This is a genomic window from Stenotrophomonas sp. STEN033 (assembly GCF_056856655.1).
Genome location: NZ_JBXFWM010000133.1, coordinates 1 through 962, shown reverse-complemented (window position 1 = coordinate 962; position 962 = coordinate 1). Strand labels below are relative to the sequence as shown.

The 962-nt window shown below is 61.2% G+C and carries 3 protein-coding genes; 1 reads left to right on the top strand and 2 read right to left on the bottom strand.

The features are described 5' to 3' along the window. The first annotated feature begins 200 nt into the window (after window positions 1-200). Entirely contained in the window at window positions 201-494 is a 294-nt protein-coding gene (locus AC1VXC_RS21085; RefSeq protein ID WP_071890182.1) for a helix-turn-helix domain-containing protein, read from the top strand. Here the strand turns inward: AC1VXC_RS21085 and AC1VXC_RS21080 are convergent. Next, a complete protein-coding gene (locus AC1VXC_RS21080; protein ID WP_049445265.1) occupies window positions 491-757 on the bottom strand; it encodes a hypothetical protein in 267 nt (88 codons plus the stop codon). The two genes, AC1VXC_RS21085 and AC1VXC_RS21080, sit on opposite strands and share 4 nt — an antisense overlap. Before the next feature lie 39 nt (window positions 758-796). Then, window positions 797-962 (bottom strand): DUF736 domain-containing protein (locus tag AC1VXC_RS21075; protein WP_481540014.1); only part of this gene is annotated, 166 nt, incomplete at its 5' end.

The window sequence follows — 962 nt, the reverse complement described above, 5'->3', positions numbered from 1 at the left end:
TAGAAGCACGCAAGCGCAGAAGCGGAATTGTAGGAAGCCGGAAAGACACGGATGCGATTCCCCGGTTCTGTCGGAATCCGTAATTACGGATTTCCGTAAAAGCACGAAAGCAGCCTTTCAGCCATTAATGAACACTATAGATTGTAGCCCTATAGGGCGCAATCGGCTGTCATCTTGGTTTTTATGGGGAAACCAAGTTAGTGACAGCGAAACACTCATTGGCAACGGCAATACGGACAGTCAGGAAGGCGCGAGGCTTGAGCCAGGAAGCGTTCTCCGACGTGTCCAGCCGCACCTACATGAGTACGCTGGAGCGCGACTTGAAAAGCCCGACCATGCACAAGCTGACCGAGCTATGCGAAGTCATGGAAGTGCATCCGCTGACGCTGTTGACGCTGGCCTACGCCGGCGACGACGCGCACAAGGTCGATGAACTGCTGGCGCAGGTGCGCCAAGAGTTCGAGGCCGTGCTGAAAGAGCGCGACGCGCCCTAGCGCGTCTGGATTTCCGCAAGCGGAGCGCGCAGCGCCGCCAGGTGCGAAGGCGTGAGGGATTGAAGCCGAATGGACATGACGCCATTGGCGGCATGGGGCGCAGCCCGAAAGCCCGGCGGCGCAATGCGCCGACACGCCATGCTGTGCTTGCTGCCACGGGCTTCGAGCCATCCGACCATCGCCAATGCAATGCCTGCCCTGGACATGCCAAGCATCGGGCAACTACCGAAACCCTGTGCGTGCGGTGCTGCGATCAGCAGCATCGCGCCCCGCCGCAATGGGCGGGGCGCGGTGGGCGGCTGTCAGGCCGCCTTGGGTTTGCTGCGCGACCAGATCAGGTCGTGCGTGCCGTTCTCACCTTCGATCAGGCGGGCATAGACCGTCGCCGGGAACGAAGGATCGTCGATGGCCACCGACAGGTAATCCCGCCCGGCCTCGCTGGTTTTCTTCCACGCCGCGCCGAAGTCG